Raw genomic sequence first — 24,364 nt, forward strand, 5'->3', positions numbered from 1 at the left:
GAATTATGGATACGCTCCGAAAAATGCTGATTATCGATGACGACTCAATTGTAAGGGAAAGTATTTCCGATTTTTTCGAAGACAGCGGTTATGACGTCATACAATGCGTCAACGGACAGGAAGGGATTGAAGCCATCCGCCATGAGGAGCCAACCGTCATTCTGTGCGACCTTCATATGCCGGGAATATCCGGTCTCGAAGTTATCGATGTCGTAAAAAAAGAGAAGCCTGAAACTCCACTCATCGTCGTTTCCGGAAACGGCGTCATTAAAGATGCCATTGAAGCTGTGTCCCGCGGAGCGTGGAACTACATCATGAAGCCGATTTACGATCTGGCGGAACTCGAATTATCCGTTGAGATGGTAATAGAAAAGGCTGAACTGATCCGCAATAACAGACTCTACAAGGAAGGGCTGGAGATAGAAGTCGAAAAGAGGACCCGGGAACTCTTCGAACTGAACAAAGATCTGGAGAAACGGGTCGCCGAGAGAACCGCCGAGTTGGAAAGGTCCATCAAAGTCATCAAGGAAGCCCAGGCGAAACTGGTCCAATCGGAAAAAATGGCTGCACTGGGAGGCCTTGTCGCCGGGGTGGCTCATGAAATCAATACTCCTGTGGGCGTCGGCATTACCGCGGCATCCCATATGGAAACGGCGACCAGAGATTTCGAGAAACTCTTTCAGTCCGAGCAGATGAAGAAATCAGACCTTCAGAATTTTCTAGACACGGCTAAGGAAGCTTCGCGGATACTTCTGACGAATCTTTCCCGCGCAGCCCAGCTGATCCAGGGGTTCAAGCAGGTTTCGGTCGATCAGAATACCGGCGGCAAGAGGGTTATCGATTTCGGTGAATATATTGATAAAATCCTGATGAGTCTCCACCCGAAAATTAAAGTGACCAAACACAAAATCGCAGTTAATTGTCCTGGGAAACTGAATGTCGACACATTTCCGGGCGCTATTTCTCAAATACTGACTAATCTTATCGTTAACAGCCTTACTCATGCTTTTGATGAAGATGATGAGGGAAATATCACAATCGATGTTTTTGAAAAAGAGCGGTTGATTGATATTACCTACAGCGACGACGGAAAGGGTATCGAACCATCCCATCTCAATCATGTTTTCGATCCATTCTTTACCACAAAAAGGGCCAGCGGCGGAACGGGGCTGGGAATGAATATCGTTTACAATCTGGTAACGCAGAAACTGGGCGGCCAGATCACCTGTGAAAGCAAACCGGGGGAAGGGACGAAATTCCATTTTACTATTGAAAAGTGAGTGTCTTACTCCGGAGGTTGACGGATCCCCTCCATCAGAACCATCTCAAATCATGCATGGCATAGTCTGATTCTTTGATGGCTTTCCTTGTCTCAGATAAGTTCCAGCAGTTTGTCTCCCCGGGACGGTCCGCTTTGTGTGTCCCATTTCCAGACTTCATCGTCCCGAAGAATTTTCCCGACTTTTTTTATCAGGAGCAGAGAATTGCATACCATTACCTCATCAGCGCTTTGCAGTGTTTCGAGATCGATCCCCTTTTCGAGCCCCGCGATTCGCCAGTCCGATTTTGAAGCGGCTTCAAGAATTCTATTCTGCATGATTCCCTTCAGATAATTCTGATTTTTACCTGCATAGAAAAGCGTGTCTCCCTTAATAAGCAGAATATTGGTATAAGACCCTTCCAGAATATTTCCGTATCGATTCAGAAAAAGGACTTCGTCGCTCTTGTCCTTTTGCCGGTAATGATCTCTCCAATGGAGGTTGAAGTTGTAATTCAGTGATTTGTACCGGTTTAATACCGTATCGCGAACTTCGTCATGGACCGAAAGCACAAAGTCGTTCACGGGGCGGGTGTAGGGGGCTGCCGAGACAACCGTATCCCATCGGGCGGGGTCACTGACCGGGGCGTAAAGAATTTTAACCCGTGAGCAGTGCTCCGTCAGATTTTGGCTCTCCAGGTATCTGAGAATCTTTTCTTCTGTAATCTCACTGAAATCCACCTTTACGGAAAAGTCCCTGCAAGTGTTTTTCATCCGATCGAGGTGTCTGTCGAAAAGATGAAGTTTTCCTCCGTCATAAAGAACCGTTTCGAAAAAGCCCAACCCGTAATTAAAAAAAGGGGAAAGGGCATTGGAAACAATGGCGGGATCGCTCAGCTCTCCCCTGTACAGTACCGCTCTTCTTCTATCTCTTCCATGTTCACTGCTTTCCATATATGCGTTCCTTTGTGTATGGTCTCTTCATACTCTTCCCCGGGATCGGAGAGTAGCGTTATCCCTCCGCCTACATTGAACATTATACGGGATTCCGAGCGGAACAGGGAACGGATCATAATATTGAAAACCGCATCGCCCTTAAACCCGATACGGCCGAAGCTGCCTGTATAAATCCCCCGCGGGACTGGCTCAAGCTCATCGATTATCTGGCAGGCCCGTATTTTCGGACAACCTGTAATTGAGCCTCCGGGAAAGGTTTTCTTCAGGATTTCACCGATTCCCGTTTCCGGAAGGATTTCACCGATTACATCGGCATACAGGTGGAATACGTTGTCGAGAGTCATCAGCAGGGGAAATTCCGGAACGTCGACGGTTCCCGGCCTGCAGACCTTCGATAAATCATTTCGGAGCAGATCGACAATCATGGCCAGTTCCGCCCTGTTTTTTTCCGACTGGAGCAAATCGTCTCTGTTTCGCACATCTTCTTCCGGGGTACGCCCTCTGGCAATTGTCCCTTTGATAGGCGAGGCTGATATTTTCCCGTCTCCGGTTCTGAAGAACAGCTCCGGACTGGTGCTGATGACATGACCTCCGGGTATCGATGCGAATACGCCGTATGTGATTCTGTTGGACCTGTACAGTTCCATTGCCGTCTCAAGCGCGCTCTGCTCTGATTCTCCGGAGATGGTCCGGGTGATATTGGCCTGGTAAATATCTCCCTGTCTGATATATTCTATTGTCTTTTTTACGGCGTTTTCAAAATCTGTTTTATCGAGTGAGGTGCCTTTATAATGGGTCAGCTCCTTCGCTGGAGCCTCTTCGGGACCGGGGTGCTCTATCTTATACTTGAGCAATTCAGGGATCTTTTCCAAGGGAAGCGAATCATGGACAAATGGGAAGGTAAGAGAGATGATCTTTCCTTTCTCTCTGCTTCGGTCTGTGAGAATATAGTGTTCAAAGATGGCAAAGTAGAAATCGCCGAAGATGCCCTGGCTTCTTTTCCCGTAGAGCCCCGGTTCCTCAAGTCTGTCCTTGAAATCATAGGATATGTATCCGAGGAGCGCCGCTTCGTCAGGCAGGTCCGAATAGTATTCGACAAGTCGGTCCAGTTCTTTCATCGGGTCGGAAATCGCTTTGCAGGAACGGCCCTGCCGAAGTTCCCCTTCAGTCAGAATGATAAGGGGATTGATTCCTGTATACTCCCGGTCATCACCGCAGTTGGAGGAAAAAAGAGAAATTCCCCTGTAGGTATCCGTTATATGGAAAAGCGCTTCAATGGAGGGGCGGCCGATAAGGGTTTCTCTGTATTCAGCCATCGATATAATCTCTGAAAAAATTTTCCATCATGGATTCGGCTTTTTCCGTCAGAAAGCTTTCGGGATGAAACTGAACGGCGGTAAAAGGGAGACTGTTATGTTTAAGAGCCATTATCATATCTCCTTCGCTCTGTACAGCAGTAACTATCAAATCTGTTTTCTCTTCGATTTCCCTGACCGTGGCGTCTATGGCCAGCGAATTGTAACGCATGGCTTTGAGCGTCCTGCCCAGACCTTTGAAAATATCGGTATTTTTCACAGACATTTCCACAGTCCTTCCGTGTCTCGCATCGTCAGCGGGAGAGACTGCAAGGCCGTAGAACCAGGCGAGAAACTGCATCCCCAGGCAGACTCCCAGAACCGGCAGTTTGCGGGGGAGGACGACCTTCTCGAAAAACTCTTTGAGAATCCCTGTTTCAGAAGGGCTTTTCGGGCCCGGGGAAATGACGAATCCGTCCCACTGCCGATCGAAAACTGATCTGTCGTTGTTTCTGTGAACGGAAAAGCTGTATTCCGGACGGACTTTCAAAAGCAGGTGCCTCAGGTTTTCGGTAAAGGAGTCGTAGTTGTCCATTATTAAAATCGATTTTGACATAAGGTGAATATAGCAGAAGGGGAGGCTTTTGGAAAAGTAAAAGAATCTGCTTCAGGGGCTTGCAAAGGGGATTTTCCTGTCTTAAAATCAAATTGTCTGATAATCTTAACAAAAAACATTTCACAGCAGGAAAAGATCATGATAGAATGGCTTAATGCTCGACGGAACTGTCAGTTTATGAGCAATTTTTCCAGGAGACGATAGAATGAAATTCGATTATATCTGTAGCGAATGCGGCCGGGTCTACGATATAAAAGCGGACCTAATGGTTTGCCCTGTCTGCGCGGAGAAGCAGGAGGCCGATCAGCCTCTGGCCGGCGTTCTCGAAGTCAGGCTGACCGGAAAAGCCGACAGTTCATTTGACTTGTTCGAGCTGCTGCCTGTGGAGAAGGAGTATTTTCCTCCCTCTCCTGTAGGTAACACACCTCTCTGGGAACCGGAAAATCTGAGAAATCGCACCGGTTTTCCCAATCTGTTTATCAAAGATGACGGAGCGAATCCCACAAGCTCTTTTAAAGACAGGGCTTCATGGCTTGTTTCCGCCTTTGCGAAAAAGAACGGCATCGACAACATCGTTCTGGCTTCGACAGGTAATGCCGGGTCTTCCATGGCCGGTATAGGAGCTGCGGCCGGACAGCGTATAACCATTTTTCTGCCGGAAACAGCACCGCCTGCCAAAATTATCCAGGCCCTTCAGTACGGAGCGGACGTTTATAAAGTGGCAGGTAATTACGACCTGGCTTATGATTTTTCCATGGCCTATTCCAGAAAAGCCGGCGGCATGAACCGCAACACAGCCTACAATCCCATGACAATAGAAGGGAAGAAGACCGTATCCCTTGAGTTATTCAAACAGATGGGAAAGGCTCCTGATTATCTTTTCGTTTCAGTGGGAGACGGATGTATCATCGGGGGAATATACAAAGGTTTCGAGGATTTGAAAAAGCTCGGAATCATTGACAGAATTCCTGTGATCTTCGGCGTTCAGGCCGAAGGTAGCGATGCGCTGTACCGGGCCGACAGGGACGGTCGGTTTACCAATCTTCCCACAGCGACCGTAGCCGATTCGATATGCGTTGATGTACCCAGAAACGGTGTTTACGCATTGAACAAGGTCCGGAGCAACAAAGGCCGGTTTATCCGGGTCAGCGACAATCAGATCATAGCTGCGCAGGCGGATTTATCAGCGTCAGCGGGTCTTTTTACCGAACCGGCGGGAGCAACGGCCTGGGCGGGATTCCTGCAGGTCGCGGGAGAACTGGATAAGGATGCATCGGTTGTCATTCTGGCAACGGGCAACGGTCTGAAAGATACGGCAACGGCACTGAAAGGCATAAGAATGCCCGAACATTCCATCAGTTCAATAGATGAGATCTAGATAAAACGGGGGATGCGTAGCATCAGGACCCGTTCTTATTCGAAAATATAGATAGAGCGGGGGATGCAGCAGCATCGTGACCGATCTAATTCGACAATAATGCAAGGAGAAAAGAAAAGATGATAGATTTGACAATTGATCAGAAAACACTGGATTCCAATATTAAGTACTTCCGAGAGCAGGGAATCGTTCTTCCCACCTATGAGATGATGAAGAATCCCGAAACAGTACCTCAGAAAATCAAAGACAAGCTGAAAAATATCGGCCTCTGGGATGTGGACCACGCCAACCTTTTCAGGATCACCTGGAAAAACGAACCGAAGAAAAGCGGAGGACTTTACGGTGGCGTCAACCACTATGTTCTTCCTCCGGAACTCACTGGCATCAAAGCCAACATAATTGTGATCTCCGGAAAATACATGCCTACAGGAGCTCATAAGGTAGGAGCTACCTACGGTTGTCTTTCTCCCCAGCTGATTACGGGTCAGTTCGATCCCACAAAAACAAAAGCCGTCTGGCCTTCCACCGGGAACTACTGCCGGGGCGGTGCCTATATCTCGGCTCTCATGTCCTGCGATTCCATCGCCATTCTCCCCGAGGAGATGTCTGAAGAGAGATTCAACTGGCTGAAAAAAGTAGCCGGAGAAGTCATAGCCACTCCCGGATGCGAGTCCAACGTAAAGGAAATCTTTGATAAATGCCATGAACTGAGAAACTCCGGAGAAGATCTGAAAATCTTCAACCAGTTCGACGAGCTGGGCAACCCTCTGTGGCACTACAACGTGACCGGTGCGGCTGTCGATGAGCTGCTTCAGAAATATGTGACCGGCAGCAAGAGATTCGCCGGATACATCAGCTCTTCAGGTTCGGGCGGAACAATGGCGGCGGGATATTACCTGAAGCGGAAATACCCCAAATCCAAAATCGCTGCTGCGGAAGCTCTCCAGTGCCCCACACTGCTCAATAACGGTTTCGGCGGCCACAGAATCGAAGGAATCGGCGACAAGCACGTTCCCTGGGTTCACGACTGCAAGGATACGGACTTCGTAATCGCCGTTGACGATGAGAAAGCCATGAGACTTATCCGTCTCTTCAATGAGCCTGTGGGAAGAAAATCTCTTAAAGATCAGGGTGTTAATCCCGAACTTGTTGAAGCTCTTGATTTCCTGGGAATCTCCGGCGTAGCCAATGTTCTGGCAGCAATCAAGTTCGCCAAATACAACGAACTGACTAACGATGACTATGTTGTGACAATTGCGACAGACTCCATGGAACTCTACGGTTCCAGAATCAAGGAGCTGGAAAAAGAGAGAGGCGTTTACTCCGAAGGCGATGCCCAGAGAGATATCGAACTCCTCCACGGCATGACTTACGATAACACGAAAGAGCTTTCCTACTACGACAGAAAGACCATCCACAATCTGAAATATTACACCTGGATAGAACAGCAGGGATCTGAACTCACAGAGCTCAACGCTCAGTGGTACGATCATGATAACTACTGGTATAAGACTTTTGAACAGGTAGATAGGATCGATGAACTGATCAATGACTTCAACGATAAAACCGGTTTACTGAAATAGAATTTATATTCCTCTTCTTTTCCGCCCCGGTTTGCGCCGGGGCTTTCTTTTTGTCGGGGAAACCATTTGCAGAAAAGTGCTGACTGAAGTAAGGTATTAGTACTTGAAAAACAACTCATACCTGAGGAGATCAATTTGAAACGAGTCGTAATAACAGGGATGGGGACCGTCAATCCTCTGGCCCATAATGTCAATGAAACCTGGGACAAAGTATTAAAAGGGGAGAGCGGTATTGCCCGAATCAAACGTTTTGACCCATCGCGATGCACCTCTCAGGTCGCCGGGGAAGTAAAAGACTTCAGCAGGGAGAACCTGTACATAAATCCCAAGAAAGGGAACCGTCTCGATGATTTTGTCGCCTATGCGGCCCATGCATTAAAAGAAGCCAAAACCCAGTCCGGTTTTTCCGTCGAAGAGAATCCCTGGAGAGTGGGAATTACCCTGGGAAGCGGCCTCGGCGGTATCGACGCGGCTGTAACAAATGTCACGGGCCTTAACGAAAAAGGCATCAGCGGAATCAGTCCTATGTATATACCCCAGACTATCGGAAACATCGCCGCGGGATTTCTCAGTATGGAGTACGGATTCAAAGGCCCCAATATGAGCATGCAGACCGCTTGCGCCACTGCCAATCACTCGATAGCTACGGCGCTGATGATCATACAGTCGGGACAGGCCGATGTTATGGTGGCCGGAGGAACGGAGAGCGGGGTCAATGAGCTGATCGTGGGAGCTTTCGGACGAATGCGGGCTCTTTCCACGAGTTACAACGATACGCCGGAAAAAGCATCCAGACCTTATGATAAAGGACGCGACGGATTCGTAATCGCCGAAGGCGCTGCGGTTCTGATTCTCGAAGAGTATGAACACGCGAAGGCGAGAGGCGCTGAGATTCTCTGCGAACTCTTCTCCGTGGGGATGTCGGGAGACGCCTATGACCTCGTTATGCCCGATCCCGAAGGAAACGGAGCCTATCAGGCTATGAAATCCGCCTGCGAGATGGCGAAGATCGATCCATCGGAGCTGAATTATATCAATGCCCATGGAACATCGACTCCTCTCGGTGATATCGGTGAGTCCAAGGGAATCTACAAACTGGTCGGCGATGATCAGAGCCGTCTTTCCGTAGGATCGACCAAATCAATGCACGGTCATCTTCTCGGAGCGACAGCCGGGCTGGAAGCCATATTTGCTGTAAAATCGGTGATGGATAATAAAATCCCCGCCAACATCAATATCGAGAATCTTGATCCCGATGTGGCTGTATCCTGCATCAACAGGGAAGTTGTTGAAAGAGAGGTCAATTACGCTCTGTCCAATTCCTTCGGTTTCGGCGGACATAACTCCAGTCTTATTGTTGGAAAAGTGAGATGAGAAAATAAGTTTCCTCAACTGCTGAAGAGTTTGCGTAGAAGGGCAATTAAACTAATCGCAATGATAACAAGGGGCCAGAATCCGATTCTGAGCCCTTTGTTTTCCATAAAGGCGTAGAGGGCTGCAAGGGCCACCATTGATATGACCTGAAGAATTATCAAAGGAAGGATCAGCTTGATTTCCGCCTCTTTGTCTACACATCCTTTACTATCCATGTATAGACCGTCTATTTCCCAGGCTGTCAGAATCAAGAGGAAAAGCAGGATCTGTCCGTAGGTATTTCCTCCGAATAGATAGCCAAGAAGAACTCCTCCGGTAAAAATCGGAAGAATCGCGAAATGGATGGCTGATTTCAACCGGGGAGAAAAAAGCCAGGCTGATGCCAGGGCTCCGGCAATAACAGGAAGCGCCGTCGAGGGAGTCTTAAGCAGCGAAAGCGATAGCAGCAATCCGCTGATTCCAATATAGGCATATCTGGCCAATCTTATCATAATTTCCCCCTGACAGCCATGCGCAGCCTTCCCTTGTTCAGCTGGATCAGCTTTTCCATACTGTGCTTCATGTTCCAGTTGAGCACGGTAATGCCCGATCTCTCAAGGTCTTTCAATAGCATATTCCTTTGTATTGAAGCGATCTCCCGTGTTAATGGATCATATGAGTCTGTAGTCCGGGATAGGCAGTCGGGAGAGATCACTATTATCGCATATCCCCGACCTCTGAGCCGTTTGAGAAATTCCAGGTCGCTATCCAGCAGAGGGCTGATGAATATAAGCTGAGATCTTTCAGGAAAAAGGTTGGTCGGAAGATTTTTCAAAGTTTTGAAAACATGATGGTTTCCTGTTGTTACCGAAGAGAGTGCCCGACGGATTCTCTCCTGCTGCATTTTCCCGTATCCCGGCATGGTCCAATCGAGAAAACGACCGTAAATCATCAGTCCCACTCTGTTCTGAAGGCTCAGAAGAATCCCGCTCAGCGCTGCAGCGGCATCGATAGTCTCTTCGATATAAGTGTTGATACCGTACTGATAGTAAGCATCGTTTCGCGCATCCAGAATGATGCCGATATCGGAAACCCTTTCCTGTTCGAACTCCCGGGTTATCAGTTTGTCGGGATTTTTCGCAACGCCATTCCAGTGGATATGGCGAAGAGGGTCTCCCGGTCTGTATTCTCTCACGTCGTGAAAATAAACCCCGTCTCCCCCCTGGCCCGAAGGATTAAGGCCGGCAAAGACAAGCGTTTTTCTCACATTGATAGGCAAGGAACTCAAATGTCCGGTAGTAGCCATGGTAATGATTTCGCTTTCCTTTTCGATTTCATATTCGCTTTTTTCGAGTCCCATTGCATTCCATACAGTTATTCTCACAGCTGCAAAGCGGTGCCGACCTCTCCCTGAGCGGATCCGGTATTTCATAGCAGCCGATTCCCCGGCTTTCAGTTTGGTAAAAAGATTTGTATCGCCTTCAGTAAGCGCGAGACCGGCAGGCAGTTGTTCTACAATGCGGATCCTGGCCGCCTTCTTCCCCCGATTCCTCACCGTCAGAATGATATCAGTTTCCCCGTCGCGGATAAGGCGTTTTTCCTTAATATCCCTCTCGACTTCAAAAGGGCAGAATTCCGGAGTATCTTTTCTGATAAACCTCCAGAGGAGAGGGAGCATAAGGTAGAGCGGAAAAGAGGTCCGGGTCATCAGCGAGGCGATTAAGAGAATAGAGGCTGTCAGAACCAGGGAATAATAGCGGCTCAAAGTACTACCTTTTTTCCAGAACCGGTACGGGTATATTCTTTCCTATGGCTGTGAGAATGTCTTCCGCCGCGTGTTTTCTCATCCAGTAATCAGGTTCAAGCATAATGCGATGGCTCAAAGCCGGAATCAGATATTTTTTTATATCGTCGGGGAGAACATAATCTCTTCCGGCGATTGCCGCATGGGACATGGCCAGTTTCATGAGAGCCAGTGATCCGCGGGGGCTTGAGCCTACCCGTATTCTCTGATCATGTCTCGTCCCGGCTATCAGTTTGACGATATACTCTTCCAGGTCGCCATCTAGATGGACAGACTCTACAACATCTCTCATCTCTTTTAAAGCGGCGCTGTCTGTCACGGCTTCAATGGCCACCTCATCTGTTTTCCGGATTCTCCGCCGGCTGAGGATTTCTCTTTCCTCTGCGACCGTGGGATATCCGACTGACAGCCTGACCATAAAACGATCCAGCTGCGCTTCCGGGAGGGGGAACGTTCCTTCGTACTCAACGGGATTCTGGGTCGCAATGACAATAAAGGGATCGGGGAGGGGATAGGTATCTCCTTCGATGGTCACCTGTTTTTCCTGCATGGCTTCCAACAGAGCCGACTGGGTTTTGGGAGATGCCCTGTTTATTTCGTCGGCCAGGAGGATGTTGGTAAAAACCGGCCCTTTTTTCAAATCAAAGCGGCTCTCCATCCTGTTGAATATATAACCGCCGGTGATGTCACCCGGTAGCAGATCCGGTGTAAACTGCACTCTCCGGAAGGTCAGTCCCAGAGATGAAGCCAGGCTGTTGGCGATCAGCGTCTTGGCCAGTCCTGGAAAATCTTCAAAAAGGATATGTCCCCCGCTCAGGACGGCTGCCATTAATTCTTCAAGAACTTCCCTTTTCCCGATAACGCCTTTTTCTATCTCATCGATAATAGCGGCTGTGCTGCTTTTCACATCAATCATCATTCTTCCCTCATTTCTTTTATCTTCAGATATTTAACGGCTTTTTCCAGAGATAATCTCGTCGCTGTATTGCTTTTGACTTTCATTCCATCAAACTGGCTCCTTAAAAAAGGTTTCAGCTCATCGGGGATCTCTTTGCCGTCATATTGCTGCTTCAGTTTGTGTATATTGATTTCCGGTAATCCCTCGGATCTCCTGTAAATGTTTATAAGAAGCAGAGCGAGCTGCTGACCCGACCAGGAACTGCCTTTTTCCGTTTCTTTGATCAATCCGTCCAGCATATCGAGCTTTCCGCCGGGATATTTTCTTTTTTTTGTTCTTATCAACTGCAGTCCCGGCAGCCGGACAGTTGTAAAAAGGAGAGAGAAAGAAATAATGACTGTGAAAATCCACCAGAGGAGCTGAGGCAGTGTGTCGATCAGTAATCCCAGCTTATAAAGCCCCAGTATGAAGGGGATGACAATCACGGCCGTCAGGTGATCCCGTGAAAACCAGGCGAGAACCAGGGCGGCTGTGAGCAGAGTGAAACCGATGAGAGTTTTTTTCATCGGTCCTCCAGCGCTTTCACCAGAGAGCGCAAACAGTTTTCAGCGCTGCTTTCCTGTTCACGGGAGAGCGGGGCTGAACCGTAGCGGACCTGTTCGAAAAGAGCCGTGAGACATCTGGTCTCTTTTGAAGGGAGTCCTTCCATTTCCAGATGCCTGCTGAACTCCTGGGGAGTCATGGATGCCGATCGGACAATTCCCGCTTTCTCTTTTACATAGATGATCATTTCGTCATAACAGCGGAGAATGATATCGCTATAATCCGATCCTTTTTTCATGGAATCAAGAGCATTCTCCGTCACAGTCAACAGGGTTCTGTCTTTATTCTCTTTCAGGAAATGCCGGACTTTTCTCTGAATAAAAAAAGCGGCGATAATAAAGAACGATATAATAAGGAAAGAGATAAACCATGATAATTCCCTGGATATTTCCGGAGCAATGATTTCATTTTTTTCAACCGGGCTATTGAGTTCCTCTCCCATGATATCCTCGCCCATATCGGTCACAATCATTTCTCCGTGTTTATCTTCGGATTCCTCTATGGCTGAAGAATAAAAAATGGGCAGAATCAAAATGATGAGAGACAGACCTATAAGTGCCCGGACTATAAAAAATCTTCTGACTTTTTTTGAAACCATCAGCATAAGCGCCAGGAAGATAAGCGCGGCAATTGACAGGGGGACGGCATAGAGTGAAAATATCTTTCTGATCCCGATATTGGCATCCCGGACCAATCCGGCCTGGCTCTGAAAAATCTCATAAAATCTGGCTATGAGATCAGAAACACCTTCCGACTGAGAAAAGGGATGGGAGGATATAGGGTGTCCGTTATGAAACTCCGGTTCCCCGATAGATGAGATAAGCAGGATGATTAAAAAAACAGACGCTCCGAAAAGCATTCCGGAGCGCGTGGAACGGCGCATAGCCAAATTGTACAGGGAAAATTCCCGAAAGACAACAGCGCCTTTGATTCTGGAAAGATTATCCGGCCATGCCGAATCGTTTAAAGTAGTCGAACCACTTCTGTTCCGGGTTCTGAATTTTCAGGAGTTCATCGAGAGATTCTTTCTCATCGACCTTTTTTTCAATAACTCTGTACATATGGAGGAGACTGGACGATTTGATATTGCCGCCGCAGTGGATGAAGATTTTCTCTCCCTCAAGACCATCGAGAATGGCGGAGAACATTTTGTAATGACGATCCCTGAGGTTCGAGCAATCCACGGGAAAATGAACATAATCCATACCCAGTCCTTCGACAAGACCACCTTCTCCGGGGAGGAAGTTGGGAGTTGACACGGGAGAAATATTGACAACAGCAGTAAATCCTTTCTCTTTCAGAAGCTTTATGCCTTCAACACTCGGCTGTGCTCCGGTTGCAAAATTTTCATCGTGATTGTAAAAACGGGGTAATTCCTTGTTATTCATATAATAAACCTCTAATCAATAAATTCTTATCTAAATTACATCTCTATATATAATAAAGTTCATATATAATGTAAAGTATATTTATTAAAATATTTGAAAATTATTGTCTTTAATTGAGACAGAGTTTTATCAGGATCTGCATGAGTTCCGGAAAAAATCTGTATCATAAGGTTTTCAGGCATTTCCGGTCTATAATAAGCCTATGAGCGATGAACATAAAAAAATGATCTCTGAGATAAGTTCGGTTTTGAAAAAGCTCGATCTGGAAAGTCTGGCCTTTATTCGGGAACAGGCCGGCGTTCTTCTCTATAATATGGAAGTCAGAGAAAGAAATAAAGAAAACCGCGAACTGTCGCAGCAGAATGAATCCCTTATTCATAATTCTCCTGAAAAGGATCAGGCAATCTATTTCGAGCAGCTGAAAAACGGCAAATTTTTTAATCTCTGCATCGGTAAGGAGCACATCTTCATGGATTACAAAGAGATTAAAGCTTTACTGAAAATTGCCTCGGCTGCAGAGAATCCCTCTCAAGGAGCCCTCCGTCTCTACAACTGGTTTAAACGGGAGAGAAAAGATGTTCTGATCGATGCCCATATTGGCAGCGCTTCCCATCGGGCTCTCCTGTCTATATACAGAGAACTCCTTGATACCTTTGATTAGAATCAGATAACAGCCAGCTCTTCGACCGTCTTTCCAAGAGTTTTTAAAAACTCATCAACCTCTTCGAATGTCGTATCCCTTCCGATTGAGACCCGGACTGAAGAAAATGAAATTCTGCGGTCAAAACCCATAACTGTCAAAGCAGCTGTTTTACTTTTTTTATTTGTCGAGCAGGCGGAGCCGGTTGAAATGGCAAAACCTTTTTCATTGAGGACTCTGGCCAGAACCTCACCGGGAACGGGAGGAAAAGAGAGGGATAGAATATAATCACAGTAATTTTCTCTCCGGGAAACTCTTTCCGGGGGAAGAATTTCACCATTCGGGATCTCAGAAACTCCTTCGAGAAGCAAATCCATCAGTTTTTTCATGGATTTATGATCCTCCTGCAGGGAAAGTTCCAGAGCTCTTGTCATGGAAGCAATTGATGCCAGGTTTTCCGTTCCCGGTCTCATTCCCCGCTCCTGTCCACCTCCCAAAAATAAAAACTCTCTATCTTTTTTCAGGAAGAGGATTCCGATTCCTCTCGGTCCGCCGAATTTATGCGCGCTGAATGACGCGCTGTCTACATTATATTTCTGAAGATCGACCGGGATTTTTCCCAGAGCCTGAACCATATCGGAATGGAAGTGGATCGGTCTTCCGTATTTTATTTCGGCCTCTCTCACAACAGCAATAAGTTCCTCTAGTGGCTGAATGACTCCGGTTTCATTATTGAGAAGCATAACAATAACCATGCGGGTTTTTTCATTAATTGCCTTAGCCAGTTTTTCAGGATGGATCAAACCGGCTTTGTCGGGGTTAAGCTGTTTCACTTTAGCGCCCATTTTAGCCATATTCTGAACCGGAAGTCCGGCAGCGGGGTGTTCCAGGCCGCAGACGATGATCTCTCCTTTGTCTCTTGTTTTTAGAAGAGAGTAGATAATCATATTATTGGATTCCGAACCGCCGGATGTGAAAATAATCTGATCGGCTTTACAGTTCAGCATTTCCGCGCATTTTTTCCGCGATTCATTGAGAAGAGCTTTTGCTTCCAGACCCGGTGCGTGGGCGGAAGAGGGGTTGCCGTATATGTTCTTCATTGTATTGGCCATGACGTCAATGGCTTCCTGGTACGGGGGCGTTGTGGCTGCCCAGTCTAGATATATCATAGGTTTATAATAATACCTTGAATAAAACTTGTATATATCGCAATTATGATATATGATTTCCAATTATGGAAAAATGCTGTTCAGTTGAAGAATTAGAAGATTTCGCACACAAGTTAAAAGTCTGTGGTCATCCTCTCCGTCTCCAGATCCTTTTGCTAATCGAAAGAGAAGACGCTTGTGTTTCCGACCTTTGGAAATGTCTGGAATTGCCCCAGCCTGTTATCTCTCAGCATCTGGCTGTCCTTAAAGACAGAAATATCGTAGAATCGGAAACCGACGGCAACAGAAGAATCTATAAAATTATCGACCCTTTCGTTCAGAAGATCATTCAGGGGTTTGAAGTGGATGAGATGGATAATTAAGCTGATTATATTCAATTAAATTTGTATGACACCCCAACTATAGGGGTATAAAAAAGCATCAGGATTCAATCCCGATGCTTTTTTTTTCATCTATTTTATTTCTGTTTATAGTGAAGGACGATGAAAAGAATCGCAACCACTAGCCAGCTGGATAAAACCAGGAAAAAGTTATGTGAGCCGGTCGATTCGAAAATTATTATGACAATTCCCAGAATGAGACTGAGTCCGTAGACTATGGCAAGGATTGTCCTGTTTTTCATTCCCATATCAAGAAGCTTGTGATGGATATGATGGCGGTCGGGACTGAATATGTTTCTCTTCTCCCGGCTTCTTCTCCAAATGGCAGCTACCACATCAAATATCGGAATAATCAGCATTGTAATAGGAAGAACCAGAGAACTCGGACTGTCCGGGGAGGTCGCGATCGGTAACAAGGCGAGAAGAAAACCTATCAGCAGACTACCGGAATCTCCCATGAAAATTCTGGCCGGGGGAAAATTAAAGAACAAATATCCGAATAAGGCTCCCACGAGAGAGTAAGATATGATAGCGGAGATAAACTGGCCGTTAATCAGAAAAACAAAACCGAAAATCATAGATGCGATGATCCCGATTCCCGAAGATAAACCGTCAAGACCGTCTATCATATTCAGTGCATTTGACAATCCTACGAGCCAGAGAATAGTCAAGGGTACGGAGAAAAATCCCAATTGTATTGTATAATTAATAAAGGGGATTTCAATTTGTGTAATAAGAGCTCCGGCAAGGACTGCGACGATTGATGCCAGAACCTGTCCCACCAATTTGTAACGGGCCCTCACCTGGGCAAAGTCATCGAGAATACCAGTTGTAAATATTATGGCAATTGATAAGATCAAAAGCGGTATATTGATTTTTCCCATTACGAAGATAAAAGAATCTTTTGTCAGCATTCTGACCAGAAAGGGAGAGACGAAAGCGGAAATCATAAAGGATGTGAATATGCCAATGCCGCCAAGCCTGGAAGTATCTTCGGTATGTATTTTCCTGTGATCTATTTCATCAAAGAGGCCGTGTCTTCTTGAAAGAAAAATCAGGATTGGAGTCAAATATAGATTGATCAGAAAGGCAAAAGATGTGGCGATTCCAATCAGAAGAATTATTGAGTTATTCAATGAGAAGTCCTCTTTTTAATTAAAAACGATTGAGTAACTATACAACACATAAAATGATTTATCCAGTTCTGACGTAAAAGTAATCAGTAGGAAAGAGAAGTATCTATATCGATTTCCCATTTATCACCGCTGTCCCAGTTGTATTGCCCCAGATCGATCCCCACAGTACCCCTTAAAGTGAGGGCATTGAGTTTATCGATATACAGAACAACATCAAGACCGGTTCCGTAGACAAAACTGTCCTTTTCTGCAAAATTCATTTCATAATCCCTGATCATATCGTTTCTGACATATCCCAGATTGAAATAGGGAATTATAAGTAATTCTCCTATGCCGTCCCAGTCAATGGCTGATATGCTCAGGTCGAGACTGAAGAAGAGGGCTTTGTCTCCAAAGAGCTGTTCGTCCCGCACTCCCCTGATCTTCGATCCCAGATCCTCCATTCTTCTGTTGAAAGAAATCATGGCACCGGCCAGAGCGGAAAGATCAAAATGTTTGTTTATTCTCCAGAAATACTTAACTTCCCCCTCAATCGACGAAGAGAAATGGAGAGGGGCTTCCCGTAAAAAGTCCGTCGATAGAGTCAAGGTGTTTTTCAGTTCCGCCGCAAAGCCGTTTCTGAAATTTCCGATCCAGTCAACCGAGTCGTATCCCAGCGAATGGTTCCAGTTGAAATACATGATATCCAGATCGGGATTCTCCCCGGGAGTTGCTTCATAAGGCACGAGCTCTCCGGTCGCCTGATCTGCTTTAAACCCGGTTACGGCGTAATTGAATCCGATCTCTGGAGCCATCCTGTAATAGAAATCGTCGGAAATGGATATCTCCGTTCCCGCGCTGACGCTGTCATTGTGGTAGGAGTCCTTTTTTATTATGGTATTTTCCAGAATGACTTCCGAAGGAAGAACCAGATCTCCTCTGGGGCTGTCTGTTATGAACTTGTGGCTGTATTTGAGATCAATATCCATATTTCCTATGGGTATACCTTCTATTAGCGGCGTGATATGCCAACCCGGAATCGTAATCCGGCCGCTTTCCTCATCTTTTATAATGTCGATATTGCCTGACAGGTCTCCGTCAATAAGAGTTCCGAACATATTGTAGTAATAGAGATGCAGCCCCAGACGTCCGCCGGTATTGGAATTGTATTTGGGATAGGGGATGGGATAGAAGGTTATCGAATCTTTTATATGTAGACTGACTTTGTATTCCCATGATTCACTCTGGGCATCTTTTTTCTCAATGCTGTAGTCCACCTCTTCAAAAACCCTCATATTCACAAGATCCTGAACAGCTGAATCCATATACTCTGCTAAGCTTTCCAGAGAATCAAATCTCATTCCTTCGAACAGATCGATTTTTCGCAAAAGAGCGCTTCTCTTAGTTGAGCCATCGATTTCAGTACTTATTTCGGAAACGACGACAGGCTGAGTCATGCTGTTTCCAGAAAGAATTATGGGAAAGCTGATTAAGGCGGACAGGATCAAAAGCACTCTGAATATTGTCATTTTCATATACATATCAGGATAATTTAACACACAGAACTCCGATAAACAAGCTTGTGCAAAGAAAGCCTGTTGTCTATACTTTCCCCTATGAACGATATTCGTACTTTCCATTTCGGACCTTATACAACCAGAACATTTTTCTGTTCACCCGAGGAAGTGCTCGAAGATGCGCTGCTTGTTTTTGATGACAATACGGCCCACCTCTTTCCCAACCGCAGCCAGCGTCAGTCAGTCATTCTCCCACCGGGGGAGAAGGCTAAAAACTGGGCATCAGTTGAACAGATTCTCGAAAAGGCTGTCGAAGCCGAATACGGGCGCGACGGATGTTTCGCCGGAATCGGCGGCGGTGTGATCTGTGATATGACAGCTTTTGCCGCATCGGTATACATGCGCGGCTGTTCGGTTATTCTTGTTCCCACGACTCTTCTGGCTATGGTCGATGCATCTCTGGGAGGGAAGACGGGAATCGATTTTGCAGGATACAAGAATATGGTCGGGTCGTTTTATCCGGCTTCGGAAGTACGATATTGTCCCGAATTATTGAAAACACTCCCCGAACGGGAGTATTTGAGCGGACTGGGGGAAGTCATAAAAACCGCCATGCTAGGCGACCGTGAACTTTTTGATATTCTTAAAGAGAATAGAGAGTCGGTGCTGGCCAGAGACCCACAGATTCTGACAGATATAATAAAGCGCTGCATCATGGTTAAGGGCCGGGTCGTAGAAGAGGATCTCCGCGAAACCGGGGTCCGCGCCACCCTCAATCTCGGCCATACTTTCGCCCACGCTCTGGAATCCGTTTCGGGCTTCAGTTCCTGGTCTCATGGCGAAGCTGTTGCCTGGGGACTGCTCATGGCTATGGAAACCGGCGTGGAATTGGGCATTACCGACAATTATTATGCAATTGAAGTGCGAAAAATGCTTGAGGAATATAATTTCAGACTTTATGCTGAATTTAACCCCGATGAACTTATCACTGCCATGAGTCAGGATAAGAAGAAGAAAGGGGGAATTGTGAATTTCATTCTTCAGGAAAGAATTGAAAAGACTTTGATCAGAGCTGTAGATAGAAATATTATACTGAAGGTTCTGAATAGAAATCTGGAATCAGCAGGTGACAAGTGAAACTGAATGGCAACGTTTTTAACAAGTTTATACAGAATATAGATTCGAAGCAGATGATTTTCAGGGAAGGTGATTCGGGAAATCAGATGTTTCTCATTGTTGAGGGAGAGGTGGAAATCCGGAAAAAGACAACCGAGAAATCCACAACGACACTGGCCACTTTGAAAAAGGGAGACTTTTTCGGAGAAATGGCCATGGTGGAACGGAAGCCCCGGTCAGCTTCGGCTATTGCCGTGACGGACTGCAAGCTTCTGGCCCTGGATCAGAACGCCTTTATGACACTGATCGAACAGAATTCAGATTTTGCCGTCAGGATGATCAAAGTACTGGCGACAAGATTGAGACGAACAAATCTTCTTGTTGAACAGGTTATGGGTTCCGATATCGAAAAGCAGGTTTTTCTCGGGATTGGAGACTATTTCAGCCATACGGGATCCATGACTGACCTTTCCGCTAATAACGGCGTTATGATCACTGTCGATGATTTTGCCAAGTGGGCGTCAAGGCATCTGGGGATTCCCGAGAGCTCCATTCCCAATGCCATAGCCGGACTGATAAAGAGGAAAGTCGTTCACAGGGTCCCCGGTTCCGACGATGATACTCATGTATTCATCGAGAAGCGTATCATTCTCAGGATGCAGTAAGTTTTCCCGCAAAGGCCTCCAGTCTTGCTTTAATCTCTTCGTTAAAACTCCTATCGGACAGTCGGGCTTCCATCATGGCTTGATCATTTTCTTTATCTTCAGCCGGTAAAATCAATTCGATGGGGAATGCTTCCATAAGTCCGGCTTTTTTACCTATCATCTCTTTCAGTTTTCTGAATACGTGACTGTAGCCAAACTTATCCTCTTTTGTTGAGTCTTTGCTGCCGCAGCATGTTATGAAATGCAGTCTGTTAATCTGGCTTATGTATTTTTTCAGAAAATCATTGAGCGGGGAGACGATCTGCCCCATCCAGATAGGTCCGCAGAGAATCACCGAATCATATGAACTGAAGTCTTTATCGATTTTTCTGATACCCGAGCTTAACTTTGTCAGCGATGAAAGAACCAGAAAGGGGAAGGCGGAAAATCTCGGGTGAATTTCAATGGCTTCGCTATTTAAAGCCAGGGCTGTTTTTTCGGCGAGATATCTGTTATTTCCCGTATGTGAGTAATAGACTACAACGCTTTTCATAATTTTCCTCCGATTTAATCATACAGGTATCTTATAACATCTGTGAAAAGAAAATTCCGTAAAATGACATAAATGTCAAAAAGACCGGCACTGCTTTTCTTCCTGCTGCCTTATTCTCTCTTTAGCAGATGGCACGCAATTTGCATTTTCTTTTCCTTAAGGGGAAAGATTTCATGAAAAGATATCCCGTTCTGATACTTCTTATTGCTGCAATGCTGACAGGCTGCTCCGGCAAAAATGATAGTGAAACGATTACTGTTTTTGCCGCAGCCAGCACATCGGATATTATGGAAGGCATTTCCGTTCAGTTCAGAAAAGACGGCGGAAGCGAGGTCCGCATCAGCAGCGCATCGAGCGGAATGCTGGCCCGTCAGATAGAGCAGGGCGCCGAACCGGATATTTATATTTCCGCTTCTGAGAGCTGGATGGATTTTGTCAGAGATCTCGGGGTAACGGAGGAAATCCTGCTGCTGATGGGAAACCGTCTGGTTCTTATTGCACCTGAAGATTCATCTCTTGACCCCTTCAAACTTGATGAAAACACGAATCTGCCGGAGATTTCCAAAGGATGGTTTTCCATGGGAGATCCGGACCATGTTCCGGCGGGACGATACGGAGAAGAGGCTTTGAAATATTACAGATGGTATGAGGATCTGAAGCCGAGAATTCTTCCCGCGCCTAATGTGCGGGCCGCTTTATCCGTAGTGGAACTCGATGAGGCTGATCTCGGGATTGTATATCTATCGGATGCCATGAAGAGCGAGATGGTAAAAATCCTTTCCCTTTTTCCTGAGGAATCGCATAGTCCGATCCGTTACTACTGTGTTCTGCTCAGGAACAGTGGGAAAGCAGCCAGAGTTTTTTTCCAGTATATTCAGTCAGCTGCTGAAGTCGAAGAGATGATTGAAGATTCCGGTTTTACCCGGTCAGTGAACTGAAGGAGTTCCATTGGACTTATCGCGTATTTCTACAATTGTGTTTCTCTCGGTAAAGACCGGTTTTGCGGCTATAGCGCTGAATCTGCCTGTCGCCTTGATCGCCGCCTATTATCTGGAACGTAAACTCAAGCGAGAATCTCCATTTATAGAGGGTATTATAAATCTCCCCCTGGTTATGCCGCCGGTCACGACCGGTTATCTTCTGCTGATTGTTCTGGGGAAAAAGGGAATCATCGGTTCGTTTTTTTATTCGGTTACGGGTAGATCGCTTGCATACAGCTGGACGGCGGCTCTTCTCGCTTCAATGATTGTCTCTTTTCCGCTTATTATCCGCAGTATCAGGACGGCCATGGCCATGGTGGACCGCCGGCTGGAATTGGCCGCCATGACTCTGGGAGCCGGCGGTTTTTCCTTGTTTATGCGCATAACCCTGCCTCTGATCCTCCCGGGGGTGATCAATGGTCTGTTGTTGGGGTTTGCCCGCAGTCTGGGAGAATTCGGAGCGACAATCACCTTCGCCGGCAATATAGAAGGAGAAACCCGGACGATCCCGCTGGCGGTTTATTCATTTCTGCAGATTCCCGGAAAGGAAAAAGAGGCGTCATTGCTGGTTCTCATTTCCATAGCCATCTCTTTCGGATCCCTGTTTCTGTCATCACATCTCTCCGGGAGGATTAATCATGAGTCTTGAATTTGATCTCACACTGGCAAGGAGGGAATTTGATCTTCATCTATCGGGTGAATTCGGCAAGGGGATAACCGGTATTTTCGGCCCTTCCGGCTCGGGTAAGACATCGTTTTTCAATCTTTTAGCTGGAATTGAGAAACCGGAATCCGGCTTTATACGGCTTAATGACCGAGTCCTGGCCGATGTGGGTAGAAAGGTCAGCGTTCCCATTCACAAAAGGCGAGTCGGCTATGTCTTTCAGGACAGGCTTCTGTTTCCCCATCTGACAGTTCGGGACAACCTTCTGTTCGGCATTCCCTATACCGCGAAAACGGGATTGTCTTTTGATGAAATTGTCGATTTTCTCGATCTGAAGCCGCTGCTGAAATCAAAGCCTGCCAGAATTTCAGGGGGAGAACAGCAGCGGGTCGCTATAGGACGGGCCCTTTTGTGCACTCCCGATCTGCTTTTACTCGATGAACCCTTTAATGCTATTGATTACAGCCTAAGAAGTTCAATCCTCGCGACGATCAGGGAACTGGGAGAAAAAACCGATATTCCGGTTCTGGTTATCAGTCATGACAGAGAGGATCTTGTTACTCTGAGCGACAGATTGTACCGCCTTTCCGGGCGGGGACTGAACGGCTGTAGAAAATTCAACCTGCAGAATGCCGTTAAAATCGGCTGATTATTTATCTCTGTTGTAGATGACGGGCATCTGTCCTTTCCATTCTTCCCACAGGTCTTCTCGGGTAAGAAGTTCCGCTATAAAATGAGCCACATTGATTCGGCTCGTTCTACCGGGATTGAAGACAGGACTTCTCACTGGTGACGCACTGAGATCATAGTCTCCGGGATCCGGTTCATCGATCAGAGTGTCGGGCCGAACGGCAACCCATTCAATTGATTTATTGTCATTTCCTATCTCTTTCCTGAAATACTCTGCGGCTTCTTCATTGTCTGATTGGGGCGGCACCAGAAGCCTCATGAGAGAAATTACCAGTGATTCTCCGAAAGTTCGTTCTTCATTGAGATTTCTATTCAGGTTCGCTGTTGTGTTCATCAGAACAAATTTGAAAGGAAGCCCCGAATCTCTGCTGCTGGCAGACCGGCAGACTTTTACCGCCGCATCTCTGACCAGTTTCCGCGGCGGACCGAAAATTCCCCTGATAGTAAGATTGTGCCCGAGACACGAAGCTGCTCCGTCACAATCTTTGAGATACCCTGCCATTTCCGAATCTTCCATGTCGAGAATCGGAGATTCGATCGTTATCAGTTTAGGGTGATTTCTTATTTCGTCTTCCAGTCTTTCTGCTGACCGTACGACCGCCAAAACGGTGTGTTCTCTCTCCAGCAGCTGCCTGATAAGAAGACGTCCCGTTGCTCCTGTACCTCCGGTCACAAGTATTGTCATAGCTGTAGTTCTCCCTTCCTCTTTTCCCTTAAGTATAAATTAACAAAGATGAAAAACCGGACAAAATCTCATGACATCTTTGTAAACAAAGGTTTTACATTTGTGTCAAATCGGATCTGAGTACCCGATTCTCTTCGACATTTTTGTCAAAACATCTGTTTTCTCCACTTAATTTCACCTTTTTCGAAACTGGCACATCCCTTGCATTACCAGTGTCATAAACCTTTTTAAGCGAGGAAGAAAAAGATGAGAAAGATAGCCATTTACGGAAAAGGCGGGATCGGGAAATCCACAACCACGCAGAATACTGTTGCCGGTCTGGCGGAGATGAAAAAGAAAATCATGGTCATCGGGTGTGACCCCAAAGCGGACTCCACGAGACTTCTTCTGGGCGGTCTGGCTCAGAAAACAGTTCTCGATACCCTGAGGGAAGAAGGGGAAGACATCGAGATGGATGATGTTATCAAAGATGGATACGGCGAAACCCGATGTGTCGAATCGGGCGGTCCCGAGCCGGGAGTCGGATGTGCGGGCAGGGGCATCATTACATCCATCAATATGCTCGAACAGCTGGGCGCTTATGAACAGGATCTGGATTACACGTTCTACGATGTTCTCGGGGATGTTGTATGTGGTGGATTCGCCATGCCGATCCGTGAGGGGAAAGCGGAAGAGATTTACATCGTCGTTTCCGGAGAGATGATGGCCATGTACGCGGCCAATAACATCTGCAAAGGTATTGTGAAATATGCCGATGCCGGCGGGGTCCGTCTGGGCGGTCTTATCTGCAACAGCCGTAAGGTTGATAACGAGAGAGAGATGATTGAAGAGCTGGCCAGAAAGCTGGGTACGCAGATGATCCATTTCGTCCCCAGAGACAATATGGTTCAGAAAGCCGAGATTCACAGAAAAACAGTAATCGATTTTGAACCGGTTCACGGTCAGGCTGACGAGTACAGAACGCTGGCCAAAAAAATAGATGAAAACAAGATGTTCGTCGTTCCCACTCCTCTGGAGATCGAGGATCTGGAACAGCTGCTGATAGATTTCGGAATTGCCAACTAAGGAGGAGAGCGAA

26 protein-coding genes are annotated in these 24,364 nt (G+C 46.6%); 12 read left to right on the top strand and 14 right to left on the bottom strand.

The genetic code is table 11. The features are described 5' to 3' along the window. The first annotated feature begins 5 nt into the window (after positions 1–5). Positions 6–1,280: a hybrid sensor histidine kinase/response regulator gene (locus HNR50_RS08805; RefSeq protein ID WP_184745951.1), complete on the top strand. Its 1,275-nt coding sequence runs from the start codon at positions 6–8 to the stop codon at positions 1,278–1,280. A gap of 92 nt (positions 1,281–1,372) precedes the next feature. On the opposite strand, the gene HNR50_RS08810 is transcribed toward HNR50_RS08805, so the two are convergent. The 3 genes from HNR50_RS08810 to HNR50_RS08820 are packed head-to-tail and all read right to left on the bottom strand — an operon-like array spanning position 1,373 to position 4,126. Continuing rightward, positions 1,373–2,212, bottom strand: a complete 840-nt coding sequence (locus tag HNR50_RS08810; protein WP_184745953.1) for an aminotransferase class IV — start codon at positions 2,210–2,212, stop codon at positions 1,373–1,375. Then, complete coding sequence (locus tag HNR50_RS08815) at positions 2,152–3,531, bottom strand: anthranilate synthase component I family protein (protein WP_184745955.1); 1,380 nt, start codon at positions 3,529–3,531, stop codon at positions 2,152–2,154. The genes HNR50_RS08810 and HNR50_RS08815 overlap by 61 nt, the downstream gene beginning before the upstream one ends. After that, positions 3,524–4,126: an anthranilate synthase component II gene (locus HNR50_RS08820; protein ID WP_184745957.1), complete on the bottom strand. Its 603-nt coding sequence runs from the start codon at positions 4,124–4,126 to the stop codon at positions 3,524–3,526. The genes HNR50_RS08815 and HNR50_RS08820 overlap by 8 nt, the downstream gene beginning before the upstream one ends. 205 nt (positions 4,127–4,331) lie before the next feature. Here HNR50_RS08820 and HNR50_RS08825 point away from each other — a divergent pair, with 205 nt between their 5' ends. The 3 genes from HNR50_RS08825 (at position 4,332) to fabF (ending at position 8,461) form a co-directional block, all read left to right on the top strand. Next, a complete protein-coding gene (locus HNR50_RS08825) occupies positions 4,332–5,504 on the top strand; it encodes a threonine synthase (RefSeq protein ID WP_184745959.1) in 1,173 nt (390 codons plus the stop codon). Between the two features lie 119 nt (positions 5,505–5,623). Continuing rightward, positions 5,624–7,087 carry a pyridoxal-phosphate dependent enzyme gene (locus HNR50_RS08830; protein WP_184745961.1) on the top strand — a complete coding sequence of 488 codons (1,464 nt, stop codon included), beginning with the start codon at positions 5,624–5,626 and terminating at the stop codon, positions 7,085–7,087. A 135-nt stretch (positions 7,088–7,222) separates the two neighbouring features. Next, the gene (gene fabF / locus HNR50_RS08835; RefSeq protein WP_184745963.1) at positions 7,223–8,461 is read left to right on the top strand and encodes a beta-ketoacyl-ACP synthase II; all 1,239 of its coding nucleotides are present in this window, start codon (positions 7,223–7,225) and stop codon (positions 8,459–8,461) included. 14 nt (positions 8,462–8,475) lie between these two features. Here the strand turns inward: fabF and HNR50_RS08840 are convergent, their stop codons facing one another. From HNR50_RS08840 to HNR50_RS08865, 6 genes are read right to left on the bottom strand one after another with little or no spacing between them, the layout of a single operon-like run. Beyond that, entirely contained in the window at positions 8,476–8,952 is a 477-nt protein-coding gene (locus HNR50_RS08840) for a hypothetical protein (protein ID WP_184745965.1), read from the bottom strand. After that, positions 8,949–10,205 (bottom strand): DUF58 domain-containing protein, encoded by a 1,257-nt coding sequence (locus tag HNR50_RS08845; protein WP_184745967.1) that lies wholly within the window; start codon positions 10,203–10,205, stop codon positions 8,949–8,951. The genes HNR50_RS08840 and HNR50_RS08845 overlap by 4 nt, the downstream gene beginning before the upstream one ends. A 4-nt stretch (positions 10,206–10,209) precedes the next feature. Beyond that, entirely contained in the window at positions 10,210–11,163 is a 954-nt protein-coding gene (locus HNR50_RS08850) for an AAA family ATPase (RefSeq protein WP_221439839.1), read from the bottom strand. Beyond that, on the bottom strand, positions 11,160–11,708 hold the full coding sequence (locus HNR50_RS08855; RefSeq protein ID WP_184745970.1) for a hypothetical protein: 549 nt from the start codon (positions 11,706–11,708) through the stop codon (positions 11,160–11,162). The genes HNR50_RS08850 and HNR50_RS08855 overlap by 4 nt, the downstream gene beginning before the upstream one ends. Further along, positions 11,705–12,628, bottom strand: a complete 924-nt coding sequence (locus HNR50_RS08860; protein ID WP_184745972.1) for a DUF4129 domain-containing protein — start codon at positions 12,626–12,628, stop codon at positions 11,705–11,707. The genes HNR50_RS08855 and HNR50_RS08860 overlap by 4 nt, the downstream gene beginning before the upstream one ends. Positions 12,629–12,686: 58 nt before the next feature. Beyond that, on the bottom strand, positions 12,687–13,133 hold the full coding sequence (locus tag HNR50_RS08865; protein WP_184745974.1) for a fused DSP-PTPase phosphatase/NAD kinase-like protein: 447 nt from the start codon (positions 13,131–13,133) through the stop codon (positions 12,687–12,689). A gap of 202 nt (positions 13,134–13,335) precedes the next feature. Here HNR50_RS08865 and HNR50_RS08870 point away from each other — a divergent pair, with 202 nt between their 5' ends. Beyond that, positions 13,336–13,794: a hypothetical protein gene (locus HNR50_RS08870; RefSeq protein ID WP_184745976.1), complete on the top strand. Its 459-nt coding sequence runs from the start codon at positions 13,336–13,338 to the stop codon at positions 13,792–13,794. A 2-nt stretch (positions 13,795–13,796) separates the two neighbouring features. Here the strand turns inward: HNR50_RS08870 and HNR50_RS08875 are convergent, their stop codons facing one another. Further along, positions 13,797–14,942 (bottom strand): cysteine desulfurase family protein, encoded by a 1,146-nt coding sequence (locus tag HNR50_RS08875; RefSeq protein ID WP_184745977.1) that lies wholly within the window; start codon positions 14,940–14,942, stop codon positions 13,797–13,799. A gap of 65 nt (positions 14,943–15,007) precedes the next feature. Between HNR50_RS08875 and HNR50_RS08880 the strand changes: the two genes are divergently transcribed. Then, on the top strand, positions 15,008–15,304 hold the full coding sequence (locus HNR50_RS08880; RefSeq protein ID WP_184745979.1) for an ArsR/SmtB family transcription factor: 297 nt from the start codon (positions 15,008–15,010) through the stop codon (positions 15,302–15,304). Positions 15,305–15,399: 95 nt separating this feature from the next. Here the strand turns inward: HNR50_RS08880 and HNR50_RS08885 are convergent, their stop codons facing one another. Both HNR50_RS08885 and HNR50_RS08890 read right to left on the bottom strand, forming a co-directional pair. Next, positions 15,400–16,458, bottom strand: a complete 1,059-nt coding sequence (locus HNR50_RS08885; RefSeq protein ID WP_184745981.1) for a glycosyltransferase family 4 protein — start codon at positions 16,456–16,458, stop codon at positions 15,400–15,402. 83 nt (positions 16,459–16,541) lie between these two features. Then, entirely contained in the window at positions 16,542–17,972 is a 1,431-nt protein-coding gene (locus tag HNR50_RS08890; protein ID WP_184745983.1) for a BamA/TamA family outer membrane protein, read from the bottom strand. 81 nt (positions 17,973–18,053) lie between these two features. On the opposite strand from HNR50_RS08890, the gene aroB reads away from it, so the two are divergent. Together aroB and HNR50_RS08900 are read left to right on the top strand one after the other, a co-directional pair. Beyond that, on the top strand, positions 18,054–19,091 hold the full coding sequence (gene aroB, locus HNR50_RS08895; RefSeq protein ID WP_184745985.1) for a 3-dehydroquinate synthase: 1,038 nt from the start codon (positions 18,054–18,056) through the stop codon (positions 19,089–19,091). Further along, on the top strand, positions 19,088–19,735 hold the full coding sequence (locus HNR50_RS08900) for a cyclic nucleotide-binding domain-containing protein (RefSeq protein WP_184745987.1): 648 nt from the start codon (positions 19,088–19,090) through the stop codon (positions 19,733–19,735). The genes aroB and HNR50_RS08900 overlap by 4 nt, the downstream gene beginning before the upstream one ends. On the opposite strand, the gene HNR50_RS08905 is transcribed toward HNR50_RS08900, so the two are convergent. Next, positions 19,722–20,267, bottom strand: a complete 546-nt coding sequence (locus HNR50_RS08905; RefSeq protein ID WP_184745989.1) for a flavodoxin family protein — start codon at positions 20,265–20,267, stop codon at positions 19,722–19,724. The genes HNR50_RS08900 and HNR50_RS08905 overlap by 14 nt on opposite strands. Before the next feature lie 173 nt (positions 20,268–20,440). Between HNR50_RS08905 and modA the strand changes: the two genes are divergently transcribed. The 3 genes from modA to HNR50_RS08920 are packed head-to-tail and all read left to right on the top strand — an operon-like array spanning position 20,441 to position 22,560. Next, entirely contained in the window at positions 20,441–21,205 is a 765-nt protein-coding gene (gene modA / locus HNR50_RS08910; protein ID WP_184745991.1) for a molybdate ABC transporter substrate-binding protein, read from the top strand. A 10-nt stretch (positions 21,206–21,215) separates the two neighbouring features. Next, on the top strand, positions 21,216–21,896 hold the full coding sequence (gene modB / locus HNR50_RS08915) for a molybdate ABC transporter permease subunit (protein WP_184745993.1): 681 nt from the start codon (positions 21,216–21,218) through the stop codon (positions 21,894–21,896). Further along, positions 21,886–22,560 (top strand): ATP-binding cassette domain-containing protein, encoded by a 675-nt coding sequence (locus HNR50_RS08920; protein ID WP_184745995.1) that lies wholly within the window; start codon positions 21,886–21,888, stop codon positions 22,558–22,560. The genes modB and HNR50_RS08920 overlap by 11 nt, the downstream gene beginning before the upstream one ends. On the opposite strand, the gene HNR50_RS08925 is transcribed toward HNR50_RS08920, so the two are convergent. Further along, entirely contained in the window at positions 22,561–23,286 is a 726-nt protein-coding gene (locus HNR50_RS08925; RefSeq protein WP_184745997.1) for an NAD(P)-dependent oxidoreductase, read from the bottom strand. A gap of 246 nt (positions 23,287–23,532) precedes the next feature. Here HNR50_RS08925 and nifH point away from each other — a divergent pair, with 246 nt between their 5' ends. Then, positions 23,533–24,351: a nitrogenase iron protein gene (nifH, locus tag HNR50_RS08930; protein WP_184745999.1), complete on the top strand. Its 819-nt coding sequence runs from the start codon at positions 23,533–23,535 to the stop codon at positions 24,349–24,351. Positions 24,352–24,364: the final 13 nt, after the last annotated feature.

This window comes from Spirochaeta isovalerica (genome assembly GCF_014207565.1).
Lineage (GTDB): Bacteria > Spirochaetota > Spirochaetia > DSM-2461 > DSM-2461 > Spirochaeta_F > Spirochaeta_F isovalerica.